At 40.8% G+C, this 19569-nt stretch carries 16 protein-coding genes; 5 read left to right on the top strand and 11 right to left on the bottom strand.

Annotated features, from left to right (window positions below; genetic code table 11):
• Window positions 1-45 precede the first annotated feature (45 nt).
• The 7 genes from D7322_RS14435 to D7322_RS14405 form a co-directional block, all read right to left on the bottom strand.
• A complete protein-coding gene (locus D7322_RS14435) occupies window positions 46-1215 on the bottom strand; it encodes an NRAMP family divalent metal transporter (RefSeq protein ID WP_121124991.1) in 1170 nt (389 codons plus the stop codon).
• Window positions 1212-1970 (bottom strand): LamB/YcsF family protein, encoded by a 759-nt coding sequence (locus D7322_RS14430; protein WP_121124990.1) that lies wholly within the window; start codon window positions 1968-1970, stop codon window positions 1212-1214. The genes D7322_RS14435 and D7322_RS14430 overlap by 4 nt, the downstream gene beginning before the upstream one ends.
• On the bottom strand, window positions 1936-2919 hold the full coding sequence (locus D7322_RS14425) for a 5-oxoprolinase subunit C family protein (protein WP_121124989.1): 984 nt from the start codon (window positions 2917-2919) through the stop codon (window positions 1936-1938). The genes D7322_RS14430 and D7322_RS14425 overlap by 35 nt, the downstream gene beginning before the upstream one ends.
• A complete protein-coding gene (gene pxpB / locus D7322_RS14420; protein WP_245971346.1) occupies window positions 2909-3634 on the bottom strand; it encodes a 5-oxoprolinase subunit PxpB in 726 nt (241 codons plus the stop codon). The genes D7322_RS14425 and pxpB overlap by 11 nt, the downstream gene beginning before the upstream one ends.
• An 89-nt stretch (window positions 3635-3723) precedes the next feature.
• Window positions 3724-4872, bottom strand: coding sequence for a PD-(D/E)XK nuclease family transposase (locus D7322_RS14415; RefSeq protein WP_121124988.1), 1149 nt, complete (start codon window positions 4870-4872; stop codon window positions 3724-3726).
• A 459-nt stretch (window positions 4873-5331) separates the two neighbouring features.
• Window positions 5332-8547 (bottom strand): TonB-dependent receptor, encoded by a 3216-nt coding sequence (locus tag D7322_RS14410; RefSeq protein ID WP_121124987.1) that lies wholly within the window; start codon window positions 8545-8547, stop codon window positions 5332-5334.
• A 360-nt stretch (window positions 8548-8907) separates the two neighbouring features.
• Window positions 8908-10437: a hypothetical protein gene (locus tag D7322_RS14405; RefSeq protein ID WP_121124986.1), complete on the bottom strand. Its 1530-nt coding sequence runs from the start codon at window positions 10435-10437 to the stop codon at window positions 8908-8910.
• Between the two features lie 397 nt (window positions 10438-10834).
• Here D7322_RS14405 and D7322_RS14400 point away from each other — a divergent pair, with 397 nt between their 5' ends.
• The gene (locus D7322_RS14400) at window positions 10835-11311 is read left to right on the top strand and encodes a hypothetical protein (protein WP_121124985.1); all 477 of its coding nucleotides are present in this window, start codon (window positions 10835-10837) and stop codon (window positions 11309-11311) included.
• Between the two features lie 77 nt (window positions 11312-11388).
• Here the strand turns inward: D7322_RS14400 and D7322_RS14395 are convergent, their stop codons facing one another.
• From D7322_RS14395 to D7322_RS14380, 4 genes are all read right to left on the bottom strand, one after another.
• The gene (locus D7322_RS14395; protein ID WP_108637028.1) at window positions 11389-12201 is read right to left on the bottom strand and encodes a M48 family metallopeptidase; all 813 of its coding nucleotides are present in this window, start codon (window positions 12199-12201) and stop codon (window positions 11389-11391) included.
• A 43-nt stretch (window positions 12202-12244) separates the two neighbouring features.
• Entirely contained in the window at window positions 12245-12895 is a 651-nt protein-coding gene (plsY, locus tag D7322_RS14390; protein ID WP_108637029.1) for a glycerol-3-phosphate 1-O-acyltransferase PlsY, read from the bottom strand.
• Between the two features lie 16 nt (window positions 12896-12911).
• Window positions 12912-13769 (bottom strand): carboxylating nicotinate-nucleotide diphosphorylase, encoded by an 858-nt coding sequence (gene nadC, locus D7322_RS14385; protein WP_121124984.1) that lies wholly within the window; start codon window positions 13767-13769, stop codon window positions 12912-12914.
• 76 nt (window positions 13770-13845) lie between these two features.
• Entirely contained in the window at window positions 13846-14304 is a 459-nt protein-coding gene (locus tag D7322_RS14380) for a DUF4783 domain-containing protein (protein WP_121124983.1), read from the bottom strand.
• Between the two features lie 174 nt (window positions 14305-14478).
• Here D7322_RS14380 and gpmI point away from each other — a divergent pair, with 174 nt between their 5' ends.
• From gpmI to D7322_RS14360, 4 genes are all read left to right on the top strand, one after another.
• Window positions 14479-16011, top strand: a complete 1533-nt coding sequence (gpmI, locus tag D7322_RS14375; protein WP_121124982.1) for a 2,3-bisphosphoglycerate-independent phosphoglycerate mutase — start codon at window positions 14479-14481, stop codon at window positions 16009-16011.
• Entirely contained in the window at window positions 15992-16582 is a 591-nt protein-coding gene (locus D7322_RS14370; protein ID WP_121124981.1) for a hypothetical protein, read from the top strand. Before gpmI ends, D7322_RS14370 begins: the two co-directional genes overlap by 20 nt.
• 202 nt (window positions 16583-16784) lie before the next feature.
• On the top strand, window positions 16785-17054 hold the full coding sequence (locus tag D7322_RS28465; protein ID WP_183078709.1) for a hypothetical protein: 270 nt from the start codon (window positions 16785-16787) through the stop codon (window positions 17052-17054).
• A 196-nt stretch (window positions 17055-17250) separates the two neighbouring features.
• Complete coding sequence (locus tag D7322_RS14360) at window positions 17251-19548, top strand: TonB-dependent receptor (protein WP_121124979.1); 2298 nt, start codon at window positions 17251-17253, stop codon at window positions 19546-19548.
• Window positions 19549-19569 lie beyond the last annotated feature (21 nt).

Here is a 19569-nt window from a genome sequence, read left to right as displayed (position 1 = left end):
CATTTAGGTGGAAATATTGACATCTGTAGTTGCACAGCCAAAAAATTATAGATCCATCATCACACGCAGGCTCATAAAGGACATTAAGACAACGATTATCACGCCAATCAGCGTGAGGATCACCGGTTGTTTATATACACCGACAATTGCCGGTTTATAGGCAGCGATTAGCATCACCGTCAGCGAGACGGGCAATATAATCCCATTGACTGCACCAGCGATAATCAATAAATGAACAGGTTTACCTACAAAAACAAATATGATGGTAGAAATCAAGATAAAGGCAATAATAACCCAATTTTCATTTTTAGCGATCCGTGCACTGAATGTTTTTATAAAGGAAACGGAAGTATAAGCCGAACCAATAATGGAGGTAATCGAAGCAGCGAACATCACCAGGCCAAACAGGCGATAACCAAAATTGCCCGCTGCAAGCCGGAAGACCGAAGCTGTAGGATTGCCATCGTCGATCAGCAAGCCCTTGCTCAGCACACCCAGCGCAGCCAAAAATAGACATACCCTGACCAGCGAAGCAACCGATATCCCCATGACAGCACTTCTATTGACGGTAGGTAAAGCATCAAATCCCTTTACCCCCGCATCAATCAGACGATGACCACCCGCAAAAGTGATATAGCCACCGACAGTCCCTCCGACCAGTGTAATGATGGAGACAAAATCAATTTTTGCAGGAGCCACCGTACGCAGTACCGCCTCGCCCAATGGTGGCGAAGATATCAGCGTGATGTAAATAAAAGCCAATATCATAATTGCTCCCATAAGCTGCGTAAAACGGTCCATGGCTTTTCCGATCTGCTTATTAATAAATACAGCAATGGCGATCAATGCAGAAATGCAGGCTCCGGTCATGACATTAACACCAAAGAGCGCCTCCAGTCCCAGTCCAGCCCCAGCGACGTTACCAATATTAAATGCCAGTCCACCGAGGATAATAAGCAAGGAAATAAAGCCCCCCAGTCCGGGCAGCAATTTATTGGCGATATCCTGCGCCCTCATTTCCGAGACCGCTATCACACGCCATATATTCAGCTGAACCCCAATATCAATCAGGATCGAAACCAGAATTACGAATCCAAAGCTCGCGCCCAGTGATTTGGTAAAAACCGTGGTCTGGGTCAGGAATCCCGGACCGATAGCCGATGTCGCCATCAATAATGCCGCTCCAATAAGCGCTGAGGTGTTTTTTTGTTTCATCGGATAAGTATCTGATTGTCTTTTAAGGTCTGGTTGACTGTCCTTGCAAACTGGACAGCCTCTTCGCCGTCGCCATGCAGGCAGATGGTATCGGCCTGGATATCGACCGTAGTACCTTGCAGGGAAACAACTTTTCCTGTTTTAATCATACCAACCACCTGCTCGGCGGCCTGTTTAGGATCATGGATCAGGGCATGTTTATCCGACCTTGGGGTCAATGTGCCATCCTGTTGGTAAGTGCGGTCGGCAAAGACCTCACGATAAACATTCAATCCCTTTGCTCTGCCAGCTCTGATGAGTTCGCTTCCCGAGAGCCCATATAGTACGAGTCGGGGGTCTATATCATAGACGGCAGCTGCAATGGCGTCTGCCAGCTCAGGCTTTCTTGCCGCCATATTATAAAGCGCGCCATGCGGTTTTACATGTTGCAATGTTGTCTGTTGCACTTTGGCACAGGCAGCAAGTGCCCCCACCTGATAGACGACCAGCGCATACACTTCCCGCGCTGTAAGCTGCATCTCACGTCTGCCAAAACCTACCAGATCCTGAAAACCGGGATGGGCGCCTATTTTGACCTTGTATTTCAGGGCCAGCTGAATGGTTTTCATCATTGTCGAAGGATCTCCGGCATGAAAACCACAGGCAATATTTACGGCGGAAACATAAGGCAGGACCGCCTCGTCATCGCCCATTTTCCAAGGGCCAAAGCTCTCGCCCATGTCACAATTCAAATCTATGGTAAGCTGTTTTTTCATATTTCAATGCGATTGCACGTTTCAGTTTTTTAAATTGCGTATGCTGTTTCTTCAGCAGGTCATGCGCCTCATCCAGGCTAATCCGTTCAAAGCTGATACGATTATTTGGCCCTTTTTGAGCCAGAAGTGGCAGGTCTATTGTGGCCACCTGTGCAATCACCGGATAGCCGCCTGTGGTCGGATGGTCAGCCATTAAGACAATCGCATTGCCATCAGGCGGCACCTGAATGCTCCCGAAGGTCACCGCCGTTGACAACAGTTCCTTTTGTTCTGTTAGCCGAAGCCGTTTGGATGTTAGCCGATAGCCCATCCTGTCCGAGTTGTTGCTGATGGTGAATACATCCGAAAAGAAGCTCTTTTGAGCTGCACTTTCAAAGCAGGGCAATTGCGGTCCATCCATTACCCGGATGACGTTCGTACTGAGATCCGGGTATAGGCTTGGATCCATGCTCCAGCGAAACAAGCTATCTTTCCCCTTATAGCAATGTCGGAAAGCGATACGGTCCCCCTCTTGAAGCGGTCTTCCCTTCCAGCCACCTACTTGTCCTTTACTATAAGTCGACCTGCTGCCCAGCAATTTGGGGATATCAAGCCCACCCTGAAAACAGATATAAGCCCTGCAGCCCGAATTTGGTCGTCCGAAGGACAGCAGTGAGCCAGCCTCAATCAGGACCGGTTTCCACATCGGCAACGACTGACCGTCAACTTTGGGCGACAGGTTAGCCCCTGTCACTGTGATAAGTTGTGTCTGTTCGAAATAAATGATAGGACCAAGGACAGTACATTCTATGGCGGCTTCGTTGTCTGCATTTCCCAGGATACTGTTACCAAGAAGTAAAGCATAGCTATCCATCGCTCCGCTAACCGCCATACCGTAACGCTGTAGACCATAGCGTCCCAAGTCCTGTATGGTCGTCAACATGCCCGCTTTGATGATCTTAATGCCCATAGGATTCTGTTTTTAGTAGTACAAACTCATCATATGTGATGGGAACAAAGCGTACACAATCTCCCATTTCGAGGAGTGAGGGACTCTCCTTGCTAAGATCAAATAATTGTAGCGGTGTATGTCCGATAATTTGCCAACCACCTGGAGTTTCGATTGGGTAAACGCCAGTCTGTTCCCCCGCGATGCCCACTGCACCCGCTTCTATTTTCAAGCGGGGCACCTCCTTTCGTGGCGTCGCGATCCGACTGTCCATACCGCCCAAATAGGGAAATCCGGGAACAAATCCGATCATATATACCCGGTATTCGGGGGTACTGTGTAAACGGATAACTTCTTCCTCTGTCAACCCGTTATATTGGGCTACATAAGCTAGATCAGCCCCGTTGTAATAGACAGGGATTTCCTTTTTTTTGCCTATATATTCTGTATCCTCTGGTATATCTTGTACAATCATCTGGAGCACAGATAATAGCTCCTGATAGGTAATCTTCAGCGGATCATAGTATATCGTGATTGTTGTATAGGCCGGAACATACTCGATAACGCCTGGCTGCGACCAGTTGTCGATATGCGTAGCAACCTGACGAACACGCACATTGACCATCTCGGAAATTGTATCGCCAAAGGAGAGAACGAGCGCCTGATCTCCCATGGGAAAATACCGGATGGGATTTGGCAACGCTATACTTAGAGACTGCTCGTGGGAACTTCCCATAATTTATTTATTATAATCTATACAAAGATTATAAATACCGGACGATAATCAAAAAATAATCGGGTTGTTGTGAATAGTGGACTATATGATTAAAATTTTTCGATTTCTTCGGCAGAGAAGCCAGAATAGCGTATAATCTGTTCGATAGGAACACCATCTTTCTTCATTGCACGTGCAAATTCAATAGCCTTTTTATATTCTCCTTCTGCAAGTCCTTTAACTTTCCCTTCTGCAAGTCCTTTAGCTTTCCCTTCTGCAAGTCCTTTAACTTTCCCTTCTGCAAGTCCTTTAGCTTTCCCTTCTGCAAGCCCTTTAGCTTTCCCTTCTGCAAGCCCTTTAGCTTTCCCTTCTGCTAGTCCTTTAGCTTTCCCTTCTGCAAGTCCTTTAGCTTTCCCTTCTGCAAGTCCTTTAGCTTTCCCTTCTGCAAGTCCTAGTTTTAGACCTTCTTCAAGACCAACCTTTCGACCTTCCTCACGTCCGGTATTTATTGCCGAATTGAAAACGCTTTCGGCATCTCTTTTATGTTTTAAACTTGCTTCGTATGACATCAGATCTTCCTCCGTTAATTTACCTATCTCTCCTATTTCAAAGATAAGGCCAAATATTCGCTTATCCAAAAAAGCCGGCAATTTATCCATGGTACTCAGATGTTTAAGAAGATACAACCATTGATCCATGACCGAAACTAGCTCTTCGGGAGTTTTATTAAAAAGAGGTAAGGATACCATTTTATAGCCCAGCTTATCGTAAAATATTTCATGTGTATTTTTATCACATAGCGCTACATCATAGAAATAAGGATGACCTGTATCCGGATGTTCGAAACCCTTTCTTTCATCCATTCGAAATTCCAAAATGCCAATAAAATACACCTCAGGCAAGCAATAACTGTTACCTTTCTTGCCGCGGGTCAATTGTTTATTGATCAGTCTTGAGGTATAATAAATAGCCCGATCCTTAAAGAACTCTTGAAATAATTGCTGCATCTCAACGATAAAATGCTTGCCATCATCGCTAATACAGAGCAGATCAAAAACTACACGGCGTATGTCCTCATGATCTCCATCATGTTCCACAGTCTTATAGCGTAGATCCTTCACAACCTTTTCTCCTTCAAACAGGCTATTCAGAAATTCAATCAATAAAATTTTGTTCTCCTCTCTTCCAAAATAAAACTTCCAACCGAAATCAGTACGTGGATCAACATACTTCCCAAGATACTTTTTTAAACTGGTCATATAATTACAAACTGGTTATGAAGCAAAAATAATAAAAATTAGCTGAAAATACTAAAATAATTAGCAAAATAAATATTAATCAATGTAGGTATCCCAGAACTCAACTATACACTTTCCATCTATAATTACCTAGCTCCGTTTTAAGTTTCACCTACTATTGACCTACAGTTAGCTTACTATTGGCCTACTACAATAGGTAAACAGTAGGCTAACTGTAAACCAAAAGAGGGGCAAAGGGCGAACAAGGCCAGGAAAAATAGCAAAGAAAATAGGAAATTAGGCGAAGGATATTTTGTACTAGTTGTTGATCCTATCTTCGAAAGTCATTCGGAACTGCTTCGCCGCTTATTCGGCGACGACCTTATTTTTCTTCATTATCCCCAAAAAAAACAAAATTTAACATATAAAAAAAACCGCCCTATCATCTAGGACGGTTTTTCTTAAGATATGTTCTTCGGATTAGTTGAAGATATAACGGATACCTACTTGTGCAGACCATCTTGAATAGATATCTTGAACATAATAAGGTGTGTTGTTATTTAAATTGCCCAAACGATAAGTTGGTTTCTTGGTAGTTCCTTCATAACCAGCAAAGGTCACAGGGACGAAACTATTATCCCAGAAACTTCCTACACCAGTATATTGTTTTCCCCAGTTACCATTCAATAAGTTACCAACATTCATGATATCAACAGAAAGTTGAAGTTTGTTTTTTGTATTGCCAATATTTGTAAATAAATCTTGAACAATTTTTAAATCAAATTTATGTGAGAAGGGTGATCGAGCTCCATTTCTTTCGGCATATTGGCCCCTCCTTGACTTCAGATAATCATTAGATTCAATAAAGCCATTCAAAGCCTCCCATTGTTGTTGCGGAGTTTGATCCCCAGACTGGACAAATGTTATCTCAGATTGGTTTCTTGGAATATACATTAAATTATATTGATTACCTGCTGACGCATAACCAAGTAGATTTCCTCCAGCTAAGTAAGAAAATCTAGCGCCAGATTGTCCTGTATAAACAAGAGATATAGAAGTACCTAAATGTTTCAAGTATTCTTTAGAAAATGACAAAAATCCGATAACACGACTTCCTGTACTAAATGGATTGTGAGCAAGGGTTACATTATTTGAACCATTTACAGAAGCAACTCTATACCAATTGGATTGGTTTTGAGAAGATGTACCAGATATCAAGTCTTTCGCAGCTGTATAAGTATAGGCTACAGATGCATCTAAACCAAACAAGAAACTTTTCGATAACGATGCCGTTGTTGACCAAGAGTAACCTTTGTTAACATTATTTACATAAATAACTTCAGTATAATTATCCAATACGCGGCGGTTATTATTATTTGCATCATATACCACACGATTATCAGCTCCTTCCAAAGTACCTATTGGTCGTTCTAGATTTAAATCCCTAAAATTAAAAGCACTTAGATTTTTGGAGTAAATAAATTCTAATGTTCCTTTAATTCCATAAGGTAATACTTGATCGACTCCACCCGAGAAACGAGCAATCTGAGGCATTTTCAAATTTTTATCAAGTACTGTAATATTTCCGGACGGCGTAACCGCTCCATCATATTTAGGCAATTTGTTAACATCGCTGATAAAGGGAACATTTGCATCTGTACCATTCCCGAGTTTATTTCCACCCAAAAGAGCACCGCTTTGTGTAAAGGCACCTGCTGCCCAAACAAAAGGAACGCGTGAGGTAAAAATACCCATTCCTCCACGTACAATGGTTGAACGGTCTCTATTCACATCCCAGTTGAATCCAATCCGAGGAGAGAACATCAAAGGAGCGCTTGGCATCCGATTGGTTTGAACATTATATTGTTTCGCCAGAATAGAATTATTAAAATCAGTATTCTCCATTGGCTTATCCAAATAAATTGGAATATCTACACGAAGACCTGCAGTAATTTTTAGATTATCCTGCATTTGATATTCGTCTTGAACATAAAATCCTAATTGTACAGCATTAAATTTAGCACCTTGACGTGGATCGTCCGTGTTACTATAACCAAAATCCATATTAGTCGCCATCCCTCGTTCAAAATTTTCAATAGCAGTGTAAGGATTTCCGGTTACGGGGTTTATATCGCCGACCTTAGAATCGTTAAAAATAAATGATCCATTAGAATTCCCTGTATAAGCATTGTACATTTTATAGAACTCATTATGCGTCCCAAATGTCAAGGTGTGAAGCCCTTTATACCAGGTTAGGTTATTAGATAATGTATAAACATCTTGATCAAGCTGATTAATATTAGTATATGGATCTACTCCCAAGTAATAAGTTCCAGTTTTGGTTGTATTAATTCGAACATATGGAAATAATTGACCTTTATAACTTCTTGAATCTCTTACACGTGTATAACCAGCAATAAAACTATTCGCCAATGAATTATTAATCCGACTACTTAACTCCAAAGTAAGTGTATTTGACTTAAAATCTTTTAAGATTGCACCATTACCAAATGTTAATGAAGATGCTGTACGGGTATTGCCCACATCAATCCCGTCTACATAATTGTATCTCAATGAAAGTTTATTTTTTTCGTTGATATTCCAATCTAAACGCGTCATCACTTTATTAGATGTGTTTTCATCCGCAAGATCAGTATATGAACCCGCATCATAACTATATTTGCTCAACGCAATATCATAAATCCGTTTCGCATCTGCTTCTAATAAATTAGAGCCAGAAGAGCCTACTGGATAATTTTCGGGAGTGTTATTCTTGGTATGTTCGTAATTTACAAAGAAGAATAATTTATCCTTTATAATTGGACCGCCTAAACGTACTCCATATGTTTTCTCAGAAAAATTCGCTAGTTTAGTTCTTTCATCGCCATCTTTAACTAACGATTTTGGTGTTTTTCCCGTTAAATCCTGATTCCGGAAATAGTGATATACTGATCCTTGAAACTGGTTCGTACCGGACTTGGTTACAGCAGAAATACCACCACCAGCAAATCCACTTGTCCGAACGTCAAAAGGCGCAACCTGAACAGACATTTGTTCTATCGCATCTAAAGATATTGGACTTGTACCACTCCCCCCGCCATTTAATCCGTTTGCATTTAAACCAAAAACATCGTTGGTAACAGCTCCATCAATAGTAAATTGGTTGAATCTATTATTCATTCCACCAATAGAAACAGAACCTCCTTTAACATCAGCTTGCGGCGTTAGTCTCGTAAAATCTTCTATTGAACGGGAAACAGTTGGTAGATTTTCCATCTGTTTTCTAGAAATGGATGTTTCAGCGCCGGTTTTTAAATTCTTCGACCCCCCAGTTCTCGTGACAGCAACTTCATCCAAAACTGTTTCATTATTTCCAAATGTACTGTTCAATACGTAAGGTTGCCCCAATTGTATGTAAACATCATTATAAACAATTGGATTCTGCCCAACATAGGTTACCTCTATTCTATAAGGTCCACCAACACGCATCGCTGGTAAATTAAAACGACCTACTGAGTTTGAAGAACCCGAATAAACCGTTCCCGATGGCACGTGTGTTGCTTTGATAGTAGCGCCCGAAGTAACACTGCCGTTTGCCTCTTTTACAATACCTGTAACGCTACTTGTCGTGACCTGAGCTTGTACAGCACCATAACTGGCCATTACAAGAGCGAAAAAGAGTAAAGATCTTTTCATATAATGTGATTTGTTAAAAAATGTTAAGCAAAATTACTAAGAGATTTCAAATAACAAAGGACTTAATATAAACTTAACATACTACCACACATCTAGTTTCTATCTTTCGACCGCAAATCGCTGGCCTTTTACACAATTTTTACACAAAAAAAACGTTATAACATCTTTTAAACTAGCTTTTCATCGAACCCCTCTTGCTAAAAAATAGTTTCCCAAACCTAATCAACCTATTTCAATTGTAACAATAATTAAATCTCGCGGTCTATTCTATTTTATATAGGTTGTCACATATTTTGTCTGGAAAAAGAAAAGTCTCCAGAATTTCTAGAGACTTTCTTTATGAAATCTGAATACTCGTAGTTAATATGTTATTTTAGTTTTATACACCTTTAGAAACACTATATCTTTAGAACTATCAGATATTCCTATGGGCCTAAAAATTAATTCTAGGCCCATTTGCCTAGGGCTAGATATACTGTAAGTATAACCATCCCATATATCGTTTTTTGTATATCGCGCATCAAAAACAACATTTTGATTTAAATCAAAAAAGTTCTCATTTAAATATTCGCCATCACTATAAGGCGTATAATCAAAGTCTGCAATAACTCTGACTTTTTTTGATATTAGATTTAAACCTGTATTTGGATTTAACAATAAATCTGAATCTCCGTTTTTAAGCTTAAAATCTGTATACCTCGAATAGTCATGATCAGCCATCGACCAATTGGGATTAGCGCCAGGAACCAATTGCTCAACATCTCTAATAATAACTAATTCAGGATTGTTTTTCAAATTGAACACACCAAAGTTTGTCGTGTTTAACTTCTTAATTACCGTACCAGTGGGTATATCATTGCTTGTGGCCAAAGATAGAGTATACACTGGCACTGTCGAGGTAAATGTACCTTCTAACTTAAGAGTTCCATTAAATTTCAACATTTGCCATTGAAAAGGCTGGCTCTTCCCTCCAATAAAAGCGCTTACAATCCCTAAAGCTTGACCAAATAAAGGAATTGCGTTAAGATAAGATTTACTCGCTATCGAACCGATAGTTGTTAACAACGAGGGGCGATTAGATAAACCTCCTACCTCCTTTAAGAGCTTTTTAGTATCATCAAATGTTTTAATATACTTTTGTCCGGTTTGTAAAGTTGAGGAAAAAGACGATGATGAAGTTCCCAGTTGCGCTTTATTAGCCAATTCATGAGCCAAAGTAAACTCTGTCGAAGACAAATTGATATTTGATTCATTTATTGAATACATCTTGAAATCTAAGACATTATTTTTATTAATCCTGTCGTCGTAATTAGCCAACGTAAAATCAAAGTTTATCCATGATGAGTACGCATTTGCATAGGCAACAACAGTCTGTTTTTCAGAAGGATCATAAGTTGCATAACTAGATTTCGCTTCATCACCCACATAGGATAAAATAGAATTTGAAAAATTGCTTTCTCTAAAATATAATTCACCTCTAAAATAGTTTGCAGAAACACGTTGCGAATTGTATAAAAATAGACGCAAAATCCCTCTGTACTTATTATAGAGTGCAAAAAAAGGAAAATCAACACCCTTCGCCGCTGTCCCAAGATTATCATAGACCAATTCCCAACCATCAGCTGGTTGAATATCAGGATTGGCTACAGCCATTGGATTTCCAGCTGAGTACCACGGATAGGATACAGTTAGTGGCACGGTAATGAGGCTACTATTTCTTGTATAGATAGTAATATCGGTGGAACCAAGCCACGACGCGTTCAATACATTATTTGCATTAGCTAATTTATTTATTTCCGCAAGATTTATGTTATCATCTGGTTGTAACTCTTGCTTACTACAACTAAATAGGCATATCAAAGCAAATACTAACAAAATTTTTCTTTTCATAAGAATAAATTAAAAAATTAAAACCGGTTAAAATGTTTATTGACAATCTAAAATATAAAAAAAATCACAAAACAACATAAAATAGCTATTTTTAGTAAAAAATTAACATTAAGGGAATAAAAAATTAAACCAAAAACACTCAAATTGATTATTAAATTGCATATTTGTAACAACATTCTTCCAATCATAAAGAAAGCTTTTTAAAAAAAATTCACTAACTTTCTCTCAACCGAGCATTTTATTGATCAACTCGTTTTTTTGTAGCAATGGCGCTACTAACCTAGGATTTGTATTAAAACTGTAAACTATTGTCCCTGCGAATTGGTTTTCTCTAAAAATCTGTTTTTAAAAACGGATAACTTTTTAGAAATTCGCACACCTTTATAATTTTCTTTTCATGGAAGTCGGTATTCAAAATTCTTCTTTTCACGAACCCGCAGACATTAAACTGTCTCCAGCAGGGCTTTCTTTCTTAGCTTCAGCAGCTAAATGGGCCAATTTTTTGGCTATTGTCTGTTTTATTTTTATCGGAATATCGGCCATCACCATGATTAGCTTGATCTTTGGGGCCAGCGCCTTATCTTTGGGTCAGGGTGAATATGTCTCGGCCGGTACAATATCGACCTTCGGTGTACTTTACTTACTGCTGCTGGCTTTCTCCTGCCTCCCAATTTATTATTTGTATAATTTCGGATCTAAAGCAAGAAAAGCAATAGAAAACCGCGACAGCATTCAACTTGAACTCTGTCTCGATGCCCTAAAAAAGCATTATAAATTCATCGGGATCATCGTTATTATCACGATCGGATTTAATTTTCTGGGTCTTATACTTGGAGTTGTATTAGGTATCTCTGATGCAATTGCAGGTGTATAAACTAAAATAGCATAAACTGAAAACAAAAAAAGGGAGCATAACAGATGCTCCCTTTCTATTACAATCAAATTACGTTTTTACTTTTTGTAATACCGCATTGCATTTGGAATCTGTTTCTCAATATCCGCAATACGACGGGCATCACTCGGGTGGGTACTCAAAAACTCGGGTTGACCTTTTTGACTGCCCGATGCCATACGCTTCCAAAATCCAATGGCTTCATTCGGATCGTAACCGGCCAACGCCATAATAATTAACCCAGCCTGATCGGCAGAAGACTCATCGCTTCGGGAGAATTTCAACTGTGCCAAGCTTCCCCCCAAACCATATAGGTTGTTAAAAATACCTAGTGAGCTGCTACCCGTCATCCCCGCTGCTGACCCCAGGATCTGCCCACCCATTTGTAAAGCCATCTGGTTGGATGCCTGCGCCACGGAATGCTCTTCAATAGCATGGGCAATTTCATGCCCCATTACTGTCGCCATACCTGCTTCGGTGCGCGTTACCTGTAATATTCCTGTATATACAGCGACTTTACCGCCCGGCATACACCAAGCATTCACATCGTCGCTCTTCACCAAGTTAAATTCCCAGTTGAAATTATATTTATTGGCTATACCCTTGCTTTGCAGATATTGGTTTACCGCTGTTGCCAATCGGTTACCCACACGTTTCACCATTGCTGCATCCGCTGTACCGGTAATCACCTTTGCACTATTTTTCGATAAAAAATCTTTATAAGCTAATGCTGCCTGCTGATTCACTTGGTCAGCACTGACCAATTTCAAATATTTCTTTCCAGTAACCGCTGAAGTTGCACAACCTGACATCCCCGATGCTAGCGCAACACAGGCCAAAACCATAGCCGAATACTTAAATATGCCTTTCATAATATTCTATTAAAATCCGTTTTACAGGATACAATTATTGTGCCTATTCTTTTTCTTTCGATTTTTTCTTGAACAGATAAATCTTGGATTCATGTCCCTTTAGCAGACGCTCAATATTCTTTTGATGGGTAATCAATAAGAGTATACAGATCGCGATGCCATACAGTAATACCGAAGGAATCGTAGTCTTAAAAATAAATGCCAAACTAAACGGAAAGGCAAATCCAGCAGATATCGAACTTAAAGACACATAATGGGTGGTCAATAGGATAATGATAAATACGGACACACAGACCAAAGCTGCAGGTGTATGTATTGCAAGGATCATCCCGCACAATGTCGCGACCCCTTTTCCTCCCCGAAAGCCTGCAAACACCGGAAATAGGTGCCCGATCACAGCAATCACCCCCAGTGCCAACTGAAAATTAACGAACTGAACATCACTGGTATTCTGCCCCAGCTCAATCAGGTAAGCAAGATTTGTCGCCGTCCATCCCTTAAATATATCCACAAACATCACGATGGAACCGGCACGCGGCCCTAAAACGCGAAAGGTGTTAGTCGCTCCAGCATTACCACTCCCATACTCACGAACATCTACGCCATAAAATGCTTGACCCAACCAAACCGCTGTAGGTATAGAACCAAACAAATAAGCTAGTAATACTGCAATTACTAAATAAATCGATATCATTAAATTAAATCAGTTCTTATAATAATTTGGCCTTCAAACTAAGATCCAAACTCTTGACACTGTGTGTCAAAGCGCCCACCGAGATATAGTCTACTCCAGCCTCTGCATATGACCGAATGGTTTCAAATGTTATTCCTCCAGAGGCTTCTGTCTTAAAGCGATGACCGATAATTTTAACAGCTTCGGCCACATCCGCAGGTGAAAAATTATCCAACATGATTCGGTCCACTTCGCCAAAGTTAAGAACTTCGTCAAGTTCCGCAAAATTTCGGACCTCAATTTCTATTTCTATTGGTTTATTTAATTTCTTTCGATACTCGTTTGCACGTGTCAATGCAGGTACAATTCCACCACTATAATCCACATGATTGTCCTTGATCAGGATCATGTCGAATAAACCAAAACGGTGATTGGTTCCCCCACCGATTTTGACAGCTTCCTTTTCCAATACACGGAGTAAAGGTGTCGTCTTGCGGGTATCCAATACTTGAGTGCCTGTACCTTTTAACAGATCTACATATTTTCGGGTTGTCGTCGCAATGCCACTCATACGTTGCATTACATTCAACACCAAACGTTCTGCCAGCAAAATACTTCGGATATTCCCGCGCACAAAAAAGGCTATATCACCAACTTTTACCTCGCTCCCATCTTGAATAAACACTTCACAGGCTAAGGTCTCGTCGATATAGCTGATGATCGCCAGGGCAACTTCAACACCCGCCAAAACGCCATCGTCTTTCACAATCAGTTTCGCTTCACCCTGCGCTCCTGCCGCAATCGTGGATAATGAGGTATGATCACCATCCCCAACATCTTCAGCGACTGATTGTTTTACAAATTGCGCCAAATAGTCCTTGATTTCCTTCTCCATAAATACAATTTATTGGGCTAAGATGTGGAATAATTTTTTAATCGGAAAATAGAATGATAAAAAAATAGTGTCTGGCTTAACTTTTATCGACCCGAAGTTCCTCGATGGACTGATTATTGGATCCAGCTCCGATCTTAATAAATACGCGGTAGTTTGCCTGTTCGGTCGCCAGTGAAAAGGTGAAGTATTGATAACCATTATTCGCATTGCTGGCCTGGGTCAGTTTAACGGTCTTGGGTTTATGTTGATTAAAAAATGTACCTAACATAATCTCGGATTGGTACTTGGTATACACACCGTTTTCACCCAAAATAGACAAGGTCAGATTGGATCCAAAATATTTAGCTATATTCTTTGCATTTCCCTCCCTTAAATAGGTTTTAAGTTCTTCGGAAATACTTCCCAAAGACAATTCCCCGACCTGTAAAGCAGGCTGCGCTAAGTCATTAAAATCTTTTGAATTATGCCCTGAGGCGTCAGTGTGTATAAAAAGACTATAGACAAATATAAATACGCAATAGCTAAAAAGTTTCATATAGCTCAGAATAAAATAGAACAGTTTCCACAATAGATGTATCAATTATTAGGTAGCATAGTTTACACCAAACATAAACTATGCCACAAACGTATAAAATTATTAGATATAAACAAGGGAAGATTTTAAAGATGCATTGATAGATTCTAAAATTAAGGTTATCTTTGTTATACGATGAATAAGAAAAAAGTTGCACTCATGATCCTAGACGGACTAGGATACGGAAAACATGATAAATCAAATGCAGTTGAAGCTGCAAATACCCCATTTTTAGATCATTTATTGGACACATACCCAAATTCAAGTCTGGAAGCTTCCGGTGAAGCCGTAGGCCTTCCCGACGGACAGATGGGAAACTCGGAGGTCGGTCACATGAATCTTGGCGCCGGAAGAATTGTCTACCAGGAACTAGGACGTATCCACAAGGCCGTAAATGACGGCGTATTCAATACAGATATCGTTATCCAGGATGCATTTAAATACGCACTTGAAAACAATAAAAAAGTACACTTTATCGGTTTGCTTTCCGATGGTGGTGTGCATGCGCATACCAAACACCTGAAAGGTCTTTGTGACGCCGCAAAACATGCCGGACTAAACAGTGACCAGGTATTTATCCACGCATTTCTCGACGGTCGCGATACAGACCCCAATTCTGGGATCAGCTATGTCAAAGATCTACAGGAATATCTAAAAACAACCTCAGGCACCTTCGCTTCTGCCATCGGTAGATATTATGCGATGGACCGTGATAACAGATGGGAACGCGTTAAACTGGCTTACGACCTATTGGTGAAAGCCGAAGGCGAAAAATCCAATGACTTGATTGCCTCCATTCAAAAATCTTACGATGCCGGCGTTACTGACGAGTTCGTTAAGCCGATCTCATTGGTGAATGCTGATGGTACGGCAGTAGCAACAATCCAGGAAGGTGATGTCGTCTTCTGTTACAATTTCAGAACCGACCGGGGGCGTGAAATTACCATTGCACTGACGCAAAAAGCTTTCCCTGAGTATGATCTAGCTCCGTTAAACCTGTACTATGTCACCATGACGGCCTATGATGAAACTTTCCAAAACGTACGCGTTGTCTTCCAAAAAGACAACCTGACCAATACACTTGGTGAAGTTTTGGAAGCCAACAATAAAACACAGACCCGTATCGCTGAAACAGAAAAATATCCACACGTGACATTCTTCTTCTCCGGCGGCCGTGAACAACAGTTCGAAGGTGAAAACCGTCTTTTGGTGCCTTCACCGAAAGTAGCCACTTACGACCTCCAACCTGAAATGTCTGCCAGCGGAATCACCGAAGCCATCGTCAATGATATGGAAACTCTTCAGCCGGACTTTATCTGCCTGAATTTTGCCAATCCGGACATGGTAGGCCATACCGGTGTATTTGAGGCTGTTGTAAAAGCAGTAGAAACGGTAGATCAATGCACAAAAACAGTGGTGGAAACTGGATTGAAAAATGGCTATTCATTTATCATCCTGGCTGACCACGGCAATTCAGAATTTATGGTCAATGAAGATGGCTCACCAAATACAGCACATACAACGAATTTGGTTCCATGCATCTTGATAGATGATCATTACAAAAAAATCGCAGATGGTAAATTGGGAGATATCGCTCCAACCGTTCTTAAACTTTTGGGCGTAGATATTCCCGTTGAAATGACAGGAAATGTATTGGTATCAGAATAAGAATTTATATAAAAACTTAAGCAGCGCACTTCCACTACTGGTGGGAAGTGCGCTGCTTTTTGGGAGCTGCAGCTCCACCTCAGGACAAAAAGAAAGGAAAAAGACAACGGATATTTTTTCAGTAGACTCTTTTTTCAGCGCCGAAGCGCAACGCCTGCAGCAGCTTAACCCTTCGGTATTAAAATCTGTCAATAAAGACGGCGAAAAAGAACAACGTGAAATTAAAATCGCAAACTGGAAAAATGAACTTTCGGCATTCCAGTCCGCAGATATCAGCAAAAATTTTGATCCCACACTCTATGATCTCAAAACAGTAGATTGTGTTACGGAATTTACCGCTAAAAAGGAAGAACTGCAGATACAAAAACTCAGGATCGAATTTGATCGCAACAACCAAAAGGTCAAGCATATCCATATCGATAAAAAGATTGCAAACTCCCTGTACGATAGCAATGAAAAGCTGGATTATTATAGCGATTCGTTATATAGCATCATAAAATTACAGGATGTACAAGGTCTCGATGCAAATCAATATGAGATTATTGGAAAGTTTGTACAATCCAAAAAATAAAGTGCTAAAAAAATGTTTTTATGTGAATCCATAAAGACATTTTTTTTTATTTCCCTTCCAATCAAAACAAATAAATGCAACATCATTGCTTTATTTGTTTTTTTACTTATATTTGCCCATTATATGTCTACAAAGACGACAGTTTAGAAAAAACAAGGTGCGCGGTATTCCATTGAACAAATTAGCAGCTTTTACGCTTTTAATGACCTTTTTAATCGGTCAGTTCATTGTCTATACCCATTCCCATAAACCACCGGTATTAAGTATCGTGGACTGCAATTCGAAAAAACATCATGCAGACCATCCCAAATGCTCCATCTGTGACCAAAATTCACATCCGCAATTACTCTTTAGTTTCATCCAAAGCGAATTTTTGCTTCCCGAACGGGAAATAGTATTTGGTCTTTTTGTACCCGGCGACCAGATGGTCAGGGCATTGCTATCGGGCAATCGCGGCCCTCCCATGTGTTGATATTCATCCAATATGCAACAATGGCTGTTTTTATGGAAAGCAGCTGTATGCTATCTATGATAAACTGGCCTTCCCTTATCAAGTTTTAACGATGAGTGCTGCCGTTTTCATAATAGATTTTCCTCATATTCAACAATAAGGTGATCCGTATATCAGCCGGATACGCCCATCCACGATGGCACAAAAATATTTACAGATGAAACTCAACTTTAAAGACGGCATACTCATGCTTGTCTGTTATTTCCTGCTATTTTCTGCTACTGCTGCAACCATATCTGGTCGAGTGACAGATTCAAAGACAAATCAACCGATCGCCGGAGCGACGATCTCGCTGCTCCAGCTGCGCTCGAGCACCTCTTCTGACCAACAGGGACATTATGCTTTCAAATCGCTTCCTTCGAGTGGACGTTATCTCGTCGAAGTACGTTTTATTGGCTACCAATCGCTGATCAAAACGATAGAGCTGACATCAGAAGATGTGACTGTCGATTTTGCATTGAATGAAAGTATTATCGAAACAAATGAAGTCGTGGTCACAGGTACGCTTGTCACTTCACAAAGCCGCCGAAACAGCACCTCTGTCTCCGTTATCTCCAAAGACGAATTGCAGGGTGGTGCGACAAACTTGATCGACGCACTTGCACGTCAGGTACCCGGACTAAGCCAGATTACAACGGGACAGGGAATTTCCAAACCCGTCATCCGCGGTCTCGGTTATAACCGTGTTGTCACCGTCAATGATGGTGTCAAGCAAATGGGCCAACAATGGGGGGATGAGCATGGTATCGAGATCGACCAAAATCAGCCAGACCGGGTAGAGGTCCTTCGGGGGGCAGCTTCGCTGATGTACGGATCGGATGCCATCGGTGGTGTCATCAATATCCTTGAACCCAGTGTGCCCACTGCCGGTCAGATAAAAGGTGAACTGCTATCCAGTTACTCAACCAACAACGGACTGACCAACAACTCGCTCATGCTCACGGGCAATGAAAATGGATTTGTATGGCGCGGACGCGGCTCCTATCAAAATGCTCATGCCTACAATACACCAGCTGGGCGCTATATCAATAGTGGTTTTAATAATACCAGCTTTAGTGGAATGCTGGGGTTAAATAAACAATGGGGTTATTCACACCTTAATTTTTCCTACCTCAAAAATAACATTGGTTTTTACGATGCCGAACCTGGGGATCCCTTATATAATGAATCCAAAAGCCGGACATTGGATTTTCCGAAACAGGATATCCGCCATTATAAGCTCGCGCTCAATAATAATTTTGTGATCGGCTCAGGAAATCTAAAACTGGACCTGGGCTACCAAAAAAATCAACGTCGCGAACTGGAGGAAGCAACACCATCCTTATTTTTTGATCTGAATACCTATTCATTGGATGCCAAATACTACCTGGCGGAAAGAAACGGATGGCAGCATGTTGTTGGTCTCAGCGCCAGTCAGGAACATAGCATCAATAAAGGCGTTGAATTTTTGATCCCTGCTTATGACCAGATCGAACTGGGGGCATTTGGTTATGCCAAGAAAAGCTGGGGCGAGAACACCTTTAATATGGGATTACGTTACGATTTCGTCCGTACCAAAGGTAAACAGCTCTTTGTCGATGATGAGGAACAATTTCCAGGTTTTAAAAATAAGTTCAGCAACATTAGTGGTGCCTTAGGATATACGCATAGTTTCAGTGAAGATTTTAACTTCAAAGCCAATGCAGGATCAGCTTTCAGGGCACCTAACCCAGCTGAACTTGGTTCTAACGGTGTACACGAAGGTACATATCGCTATGAAATCGGAAATGAAAACCTGAAGGCAGAACGCAGTTTCCAGGCAGATGCAACCCTGGAATTTGGACATAGTATTGTCACGGGTAGCATCGGTATCTATGAAAATTATATCCATAATTTCATCTATGCTTCAGCAAAAAAGGGCGACACCAAAACTGTCGTTGACGAGGATAATAATGAGCAGACCTACGATGTCTACCGCTACGGACAGGTCAATGCCAATCTCTTTGGTTTCGAAGGGAGTTTAAACTTCCATCCGCTCAACTGGGTTCACCTGGACAACACGTTTACCTATACACATGCGCAAAACAAGACTTTTGACCGACCATTGGCATTGATCCCCGCAGGTGTTTTACATAACACGCTTCGTCTCGAACCTAAGATCAATGGCCTACATGCTTTCTATGTATCGGTAGGTTTAGACAATTATTTTAAACAGAATCGCATTGACGAAACTTTTGAAACAGCTGCGGATTCGTATTCATTGATCAACGCCGGAATAGGTGCTACCTTACACCTAGGAAAACAGCAGGTAAAAGTCTATGCGACGGCATCCAACCTGACCAATAAGCGCTACTACGATGCGTTGAGCAGGTTACGTCCAGGAAGGTTATCGCAGGAGGATCCTGCTTACGGGGTCTACAATATGGGAAGGAATATTACGTTCGGTGTCTACCTCCCCCTTACTATTAAAAAATAAGCACACATAAAAATGCCCCCA

This window comes from Sphingobacterium puteale (assembly GCF_003627955.1).
Lineage (GTDB): Bacteria > Bacteroidota > Bacteroidia > Sphingobacteriales > Sphingobacteriaceae > Sphingobacterium > Sphingobacterium puteale.
This window is presented reverse-complemented; position numbering and strand designations above follow the sequence as displayed.

Excerpts from the sequence above, each read along its gene's own strand:
- D7322_RS14435 (WP_121124991.1), bottom strand. The coding sequence starts at position 1,215 with ATGAAACAAAAAAACACCTCAGCGCTTATTGGAGCGGCATTATTGATG.
- D7322_RS14430 (WP_121124990.1), bottom strand. The coding sequence starts at position 1,970 with ATGAAAAAACAGCTTACCATAGATTTGAATTGTGACATGGGCGAGAGC.
- D7322_RS14425 (WP_121124989.1), bottom strand. The coding sequence starts at position 2,919 with ATGGGCATTAAGATCATCAAAGCGGGCATGTTGACGACCATACAGGAC.
- pxpB (WP_245971346.1), bottom strand. The coding sequence starts at position 3,634 with ATGGGAAGTTCCCACGAGCAGTCTCTAAGTATAGCGTTGCCAAATCCC.
- D7322_RS14415 (WP_121124988.1), bottom strand. The coding sequence starts at position 4,872 with ATGACCAGTTTAAAAAAGTATCTTGGGAAGTATGTTGATCCACGTACT.
- D7322_RS14410 (WP_121124987.1), bottom strand. The coding sequence starts at position 8,547 with ATGAAAAGATCTTTACTCTTTTTCGCTCTTGTAATGGCCAGTTATGGT.
- D7322_RS14405 (WP_121124986.1), bottom strand. The coding sequence starts at position 10,437 with ATGAAAAGAAAAATTTTGTTAGTATTTGCTTTGATATGCCTATTTAGT.
- D7322_RS14400 (WP_121124985.1), top strand. The coding sequence starts at position 10,835 with ATGGAAGTCGGTATTCAAAATTCTTCTTTTCACGAACCCGCAGACATT.
- D7322_RS14395 (WP_108637028.1), bottom strand. The coding sequence starts at position 12,201 with ATGAAAGGCATATTTAAGTATTCGGCTATGGTTTTGGCCTGTGTTGCG.
- plsY (WP_108637029.1), bottom strand. The coding sequence starts at position 12,895 with ATGATATCGATTTATTTAGTAATTGCAGTATTACTAGCTTATTTGTTT.
- nadC (WP_121124984.1), bottom strand. The coding sequence starts at position 13,769 with ATGGAGAAGGAAATCAAGGACTATTTGGCGCAATTTGTAAAACAATCA.
- D7322_RS14380 (WP_121124983.1), bottom strand. The coding sequence starts at position 14,304 with ATGAAACTTTTTAGCTATTGCGTATTTATATTTGTCTATAGTCTTTTT.
- gpmI (WP_121124982.1), top strand. The coding sequence starts at position 14,479 with ATGAATAAGAAAAAAGTTGCACTCATGATCCTAGACGGACTAGGATAC.
- D7322_RS14370 (WP_121124981.1), top strand. The coding sequence starts at position 15,992 with ATGTATTGGTATCAGAATAAGAATTTATATAAAAACTTAAGCAGCGCA.
- D7322_RS28465 (WP_183078709.1), top strand. The coding sequence starts at position 16,785 with ATGACCTTTTTAATCGGTCAGTTCATTGTCTATACCCATTCCCATAAA.
- D7322_RS14360 (WP_121124979.1), top strand. The coding sequence starts at position 17,251 with ATGAAACTCAACTTTAAAGACGGCATACTCATGCTTGTCTGTTATTTC.